General features: G+C 41.8%; 6 protein-coding genes. 3 read left to right on the plus strand and 3 right to left on the minus strand.

The genetic code is table 11. The features are described from left to right. Positions 1-95: 95 nt before the first annotated feature. The 3 genes from EKM98_RS11610 to EKM98_RS11615 are packed head-to-tail and all read right to left on the minus strand — an operon-like array spanning position 96 to position 1,951. Positions 96-950 (minus strand): alpha/beta hydrolase, encoded by an 855-nt coding sequence (locus tag EKM98_RS11610; protein WP_125982717.1) that lies wholly within the window; start codon positions 948-950, stop codon positions 96-98. 52 nt (positions 951-1,002) lie between these two features. Next, positions 1,003-1,236 (minus strand): amidohydrolase family protein, encoded by a 234-nt coding sequence (locus tag EKM98_RS12205; protein ID WP_225418581.1) that lies wholly within the window; start codon positions 1,234-1,236, stop codon positions 1,003-1,005. Beyond that, positions 1,217-1,951 carry an amidohydrolase family protein gene (locus EKM98_RS11615; RefSeq protein ID WP_225418582.1) on the minus strand — a complete coding sequence of 245 codons (735 nt, stop codon included), beginning with the start codon at positions 1,949-1,951 and terminating at the stop codon, positions 1,217-1,219. The genes EKM98_RS12205 and EKM98_RS11615 overlap by 20 nt, the downstream gene beginning before the upstream one ends. A gap of 103 nt (positions 1,952-2,054) precedes the next feature. Here EKM98_RS11615 and EKM98_RS11620 point away from each other — a divergent pair, with 103 nt between their 5' ends. The 3 genes from EKM98_RS11620 to EKM98_RS11630 all read left to right on the plus strand — a co-directional run bounded on the left by EKM98_RS11620 (position 2,055) and on the right by EKM98_RS11630 (position 6,616). Continuing rightward, on the plus strand, positions 2,055-2,618 hold the full coding sequence (locus EKM98_RS11620) for a TetR/AcrR family transcriptional regulator (protein ID WP_125982718.1): 564 nt from the start codon (positions 2,055-2,057) through the stop codon (positions 2,616-2,618). A 1,722-nt stretch (positions 2,619-4,340) separates the two neighbouring features. Continuing rightward, complete coding sequence (ilvD, locus tag EKM98_RS11625) at positions 4,341-6,047, plus strand: dihydroxy-acid dehydratase (protein ID WP_125982719.1); 1,707 nt, start codon at positions 4,341-4,343, stop codon at positions 6,045-6,047. Between the two features lie 227 nt (positions 6,048-6,274). Continuing rightward, positions 6,275-6,616, plus strand: a complete 342-nt coding sequence (locus EKM98_RS11630; protein WP_068279868.1) for a metal-sulfur cluster assembly factor — start codon at positions 6,275-6,277, stop codon at positions 6,614-6,616. The last annotated feature ends 88 nt before the right edge of the window (positions 6,617-6,704 follow it).

Genomic DNA, 6,704 nt, shown 5'->3' on the forward strand with positions numbered 1-6,704 from the left:
TTCCTGCGGTTAGCTACGATCGCCAAATCATCTGTTTCACAGATAATTCGTCAATCTAGGCTAATCCTCAGAACCTGAACGCTTTTTTCAACACTCTATGCTGGAACTTTTTTCAACACTTTTGCAAATTCTTCTGGTTCTTGGGCGTAACCTAAGTGGCCAGCAGGAACGGCGGTAATTGGGACGTTTAGTTTGCTGGAAATATCGGTTGTGACTTCTGCCGGGAAGGAGCCGGTTGAACCAGTTCCGACTAATAAAACAAGCTTATTGCAGTGCTGTTCGAGGACGGAAAAATCAATTTGTCGACTTGTGTACTGGCGAATTTCGTTTTCGAACCAAAAGGCCTGGCTACGTGTTTTTGCATCCGTTGCAGTCTTTGCGGCGTCTTTAATATCCGAGACGTTTGTCGCAGGTTTTGACATCATTTGCGCATCAACTGCGCCAATTCGCATAAATTTGCCGAATGCCTTCATTGCTGCCATCATGCCATCTTTTTGGGCGATGTCAACAACAGTTTGGTTATTGGCCTGCTGTTGTTCAGAATCTGGTAAAAAGACGTTGATTGGTGATTCGTGAATTAAGGCCCGCTTAAAGATTTCCGGATAATCCTGTAAGGTTTCCATCACAACGATTGAACCAGAACTACTGCCTAAAATTGAGACAGGCTCATTGCTGACTTCTTTTGCCAAAGCGGCCAAGTCGCTAGCGTCGGTTTTAATTCGGTAGCTATCGTGGGGTTGTTCAATACCATCGGGAAGTGGTTTTGTTAATTTACTTTTACCAAAGTTGCGGCGATCATACATGACCACTTTGTAATCATCCTTGAGGTTTTCGGCGGCCTGGCGGAAAATATCACCTGTACCATTTGCACCAGGAACAAAGATCAGGACAGGTCCCTCGCCAACAGTTTCGTAGTGTAATGTTGCACCATCTAATGTTAATTCACTCATGTTAAAAGGCTCCTTTTCATTTTAATGAAGTAAATTTTGCGTTTATGGATTGTTATTTAACTTCATCTAATAATTGTTTACCGTTACTATAAAAAATCATTTTCTTAGTTGCTTCGGACAACAGTCCACTGGTTTCCAATTCTTTTGTTAATTGCACAACCTGTGGAGCAGGTGTGTAAGGCGAATCGGTTGCGTATAAAATATGCGTTGGGTCCGTTACCTGCTGCAACACGGGTAATTGATGCGGTAAAACACGGCCAGCGACATCAAAATATTGTGTTGCCATGGACCTCGGCCATATTCACTTGATCATCGGTTAGCGCTGGATTGAGTTTTTGGGCCAAGGCGATTCGGTCGGAGATAACCGGCAGTAATGCGCCAGCGTGTGGGATAATAAACTTAATGTTAGGATAACGAGTAAAGACGCTGTGTAAGACCATATTGGTCACTGCTCGTGTTGTATCAAAGAAAAATTCCATAATTGGTGTTGGAATTTCACGATTAACGTCTTTAGCAATTGGTTTAGGTTCATTTGGATGTAACATGACGATTGTTTTACGTTCGTTTAATTTCGCCATAATTGGATCTAGGCCAGGATCACCTAAGTACGTTCCGTTGGCATTTGTTGGTAATGTGAAGGCAGTGGCATGATTGGAACGTGCCCGGTCGATTTCGGCAATACTTTCAGCAACGTATGGTAAAGGCAAGGTGGCAGCAAAACCAATTTTATCTGGGTAGGCCTTGCGCTGCTCAGCACCATAATCATTGGCCTCAGTTGCCAATTCACTCGTTAAACCAGCGTCGTTTGTGTTTGAAACGTGTGGTGAAGATAGCGAGATGATCGAATAGGCAACGTTATTTTTGTCCATTGTTTCTAAAGTGGTATCAATTGTATATGCAGGGGTTTTAACACCATCGCCGTAATCATCGAAATATTTTTTGAGAAATTTCTTGAATCCTGGTGAAAGATAATGAGCATGAAAATCAATTTTACGATACATATGATAACCTTCTTTCAAAAATGGGTTGCTTTAATTAATTCGTACTGTGTACAATAAGCTCACGATGTGAATTTGTCAACAGAAAAGATTGGGGAAATATAAAATGGCGCGAAAAGCTAAATTATCAACAGAAATTGTGATTAATAAGGCACTGGAAATTGCTCAAGCAGGCGATTTCAATGCTCTGTCGTATCGTGGGCTGGCTCGTGAATTAAACGTCCAACCACAAACACTATATCGGTATGTGGCCAACATCGAAGAACTTCAAATTAAGGTGGTGTTGATCTTTTTGGATCAGTTGATTGCTTTTGTTCAAAACGCCGTTATTGGGCTGAGCGGGCAAGAGGCGATTCTGGCCTTTGTTAAAGCGGCGTTCGATTTTTCCCAGGACAATCATGCCTTTAATAGTATGTTGTCATTGATTGGAAAAATTAATAAACAGGACGAAATATTGGCCAAATTAATGGCGTTGCGTGATATTCCAACAACAATTGTACGGCGAAACAATGGCAATGAGGATGCAAACAAGGTTCAACAGCACGTTCAGATTTTAATGAGTTTAATTTTTGGGTTCATTGAATTCACTGATCTCGGTCTATATCGAGATAAGGCAGACGCCAGCACAACTTTGGTTGCCAATGCTAAGGAAATTATTGTGAATTGGTGAAGAACGAGTAAGCAATCGGCGTCGGCATAATTGCTTTTTATTCCTGAACAGACCAAATTCTACTAAAATATTATCAGGGTGACCAAAGATAAGCTTTGCGCAAAATAATGGCTATTAATTCTGCTTTTTTAAAACGCTTTAACACTGATGCAGAGGGCCTGAGACAGTATTTCAAAAAAAGTTTAAAAATAAGTGTGTTATCGCTTGCATTCATTTGTGAGCGATGCTATATTATGGGTGTGGAAGAGATAAGACCTGATCAGCAAGATAAGCCTCCTCAGTCTTCGGCAGACCACCAAGATGTGAAATGGCGGTCGGTGGAAACAAAAGGGCTGTATGACAAGCCTGATTCTTTTAATAAGTTTCACGTTACAAAACGTTAAATGAACGAAAGTCTTCGGTAGACCGCTAAGACAAGCGATAGTGGTCGGTGGAAACAGAAAGGCTGTACAACAAGCCTAGTTCTTTTAACAAGTTTCAGGTTACAAACGTTAAATGGACGAAGTCTTCGGTAGACCACTAAGACAAGCGATAGTGGTCGGTGGAAACAGAAGGGCAGTACGACAAGCCTAGTTCTTTTAACAAGTTTCAGGTTATAAACGTTAAACGGACGAAGTCTTCGGTAGACCACTAAGACAAGCGATAGTGGTCGGTGGAAACAGAAAGGCTGTACAACAGGCCTAGTTCTTTTAACAAGTTTTAGGTTACGAAATGTTGAATGAACAAGAAGTGAATTTTTGCGAAGTCCACGTTCCGTAGCATAGCATCTAAGTTTCTAGCGTTGCTGGTGCATGCTGAAACAACAAGCATATGGGCCACGAATTATAGTAGCTTGATGAGTGAGATCATCTGGCAGTGGCTAAAAGTATTAAGCGTACCAAATGCGTAAAATTTAATATGAAGGTGTTTTGATATTCAAAAAGTTCTATATGACCAAGATCAATTAGGTCAGGCGCTTTCCACTGTTATGTAGGTTTCAAGACTGAGGAGACTTGAAGCCTATTTTTTTGTCTGCAAATATACTTTAATTAGAGCTGATTGTTAATTTATAATAAGTGAATTCCCTTATTTATTAATTATTAATTGGAATATCATTAGAAAAGATGTAAAATATTTACTAAAGTTAGGTAATGTTTGGAAAGGCGATTAGATTCTACTTCGTAATTGAGGACTATTACTGGCCTCGCTGACGTTGTCGATCGGACTAAGATAACCCGAAGTCCGAATCGCGGCTAAGTGCGCTAATAATCTTGATGCTTCAAACGTTGTCCATTCTTGTGGCAAAGTTCGTGCCGCAAGAACTAGCACGACGAAAATCGCCCAGAAGCACAGTTATACAGTCCGTAACTGCTCGCGAGTAGGCCCATCTTGGTCACTGCAGGAATCTGCTTTTTCAAACACGTTTCCACTAAATTAGTCAGGTAAGTACTAGTAAAGATATTTTCCAAACTAAGGTGGAATTCCAACTAATTTGCTTAGTACTTTTTTATTGATTTGGCGTAAACATGTTTGAAGAGGAACTGGCGCTCAGCCTTATAGGAAATACTTGAATGAGCATCATTTATTTAATGTTTTCCTTGAGTAGAGCTACTTTTCGTTGCCAATTGAACTCCAATTCATTTTGGCTGCAGCATTTGCCAGTAACTTTCGGTTACGAAGTAGGAAATGAGGACCTGTTTAAACACACTTATGTAAATACAGCTTTGAAAGGAGCTTTTCAATATGGCAGATGGTCAGACTCAGAAAGATCTTAGAATCAGAAGTCACGTTTACGACGGAATGGTTAGGGCACCTAATCGATCACTCATGCGGGCAACTGGCATGAAGGATGAGGATTTTAAGAAACCACTTATCGGTGTAATTAGTGCTTGGGCGGAAAATACGCCTTGTAATTTACACTTGGAAGAATTAGGTAAACTAGCGAAAAAAGGCGTCACGGCTGCAGGTGGCTGGCCCGTCCAATTTGGCACAATCACCGTTTCTGATGGTATTTCAATGGGGACACCAGGCATGCGCTTTTCGCTACCTTCCCGGGACGTCATCGCCGATTCGATTGAAACGGCCATGAGTGGTCATAATTGTGACGCTTTTGTGGCTATTGGTGGTTGTGATAAAAATATGCCCGGAAGTATGATTGCGATCGCTAATACTGAGATTCCGGCCATTTTTGTCTATGGCGGAACAATTTCACCAGGCAAACTTAACGGGAAAGATATTGATTTAGTTTCGGTATTTGAGGCAGTTGGGCAGTGGAATCACAAAGATATCAGTGCCGACGAAGTGCGCGCAATTGAATGCAACGCCTGTCCAGGACCTGGTGGCTGCGGTGGCATGTATACGGCAAATACAATGGCTTCGGCAATTGAAGCCATGGGCATGAGTTTGCCGGGATCGGCGTCACATCCAGCAGTGTTTGACGTTAAGAAGCGTGACGTCGAAGAAGCCGGTAAAGCAGTAATGAACTTACTTGAAAAGGGGATCTACCCGAAAGATATTATGACCCGTAAGGCCTTTGAAAACGCCTTGACTGTGGTTATGGCACTAGGTGGCTCAACTAATTCAGTGCTCCATTTATTGGCAATCGCCCACGCTGCTAATGTTGATCTAACTATCGATGATTTCAATAAATTCCAAGCAAAAGTACCGCACATTGCGGATCTGAAGCCAAGTGGTCAGTATGTTTTCCAGGACTTATATGAAGCTGGCGGTGTTGAGGCCGTTATGAAATATTTGTACCAAAATGGTTATTTACATGGTGATTGCTTGACCGTCACTGGGAAAACGGTAGCCGAAAACCTTGCAACAGCGCCTGATTTGACGCCTGGGCAAAAAGTCATCATGCCGCTGGAACATCCCAAACGTAAGGACGGTCCATTAATGATTTTATACGGTAATTTGGCCCCAGAAGGCGCTGTAGCAAAAGTTGCTGGTGTTAAAGCTCGGCGGCACGTTGGCCCAGCTAAGGTTTTTGATAACGAAGAAGACGCAATTGAAGCTGTTTTGGCGGATAAAGTCGTTGATGGCGATGTTGTGGTTGTTCGTTACGTTGGACCAAAAGGTGGACCCGGCATGCCAGAAATGCTTTCCCTGTCCGGCATGCTAGTTGGTAAAGGTCAAGGCGAATCAGTGGCCTTATTAACGGACGGTCGCTATTCTGGCGGAACACACGGCTTTGTCGTTGGCCACATTGCTCCTGAAGCCCAAGATGGCGGACCCATTGCCTATTTGCATACTGGCGATAAAGTGATTATTGATCAAGATACCAAAGAAATCACGATGTCCGTTTCCGAGGCCGAATTGGCCAAACGCAAGGCTGCCACAACGATTCCACCACTGTATACACGCGGTGTCTTGGGCAAATACGCACATCTGGTTTCTAGTTCTTCTAAAGGTGCGATTACTGATTTTTGGAAAAAGGACGAACGATAGGGATACATTTTTTCTGAGTAGTGCTCGGAAACAACAAGAGGCCAGGACTTTTTTGTCCCAGCCTTTTTCTGTCTTGATTTTTGGCAGAATCAAAGCCTAAAAGGAATTTAATTTTGAATTATTTTAGTAAAAGATAAGGCAAAATTAGAAAAGGTTCTTGAAAAAATGAGTTTTTAATGTGAAAATACACATACAACATATTTGCAGTACGGAAAGGATTCGATAAGATGCGTGATGATATTAAAATAAATGAGCGGGCGGCAACGATTAGTGACCAAATAATCGCGAAACTTCAAAATATATATGATCCGGAAATTGGTTTAGATATTTATAATTTAGGCCTGATTTATGAAATTGAATTGGACGATGCTGGTAGCAGTAGAGTTGTGCTCACTTTTACCGAAATGGGCTGTGGCTGCATTGATTCCGTTCCAAATGAAATTAAGGCGGCGTTGGTTGAAATTGAAGAAATTAAGGACGTCGAAGTTGAAATCGTTTGGGCGCCAACCTGGAAAATGAATCGGATTAGTCGCTTTGGCAGAATTTCGCTGGGAATTAGTCCACGGTAAGGTTTAGATGGACAAAAACTGACTAACATTAGTGGTGAATCATAATTCGACGGAATTATGATTCACCACTTTTATATTCTGTTAAAGT

It is taken from the genome of Loigolactobacillus iwatensis, assembly GCF_003950295.1.
In the GTDB taxonomy this organism is placed as follows: Bacteria; Bacillota; Bacilli; order Lactobacillales; family Lactobacillaceae; genus Loigolactobacillus; species Loigolactobacillus iwatensis.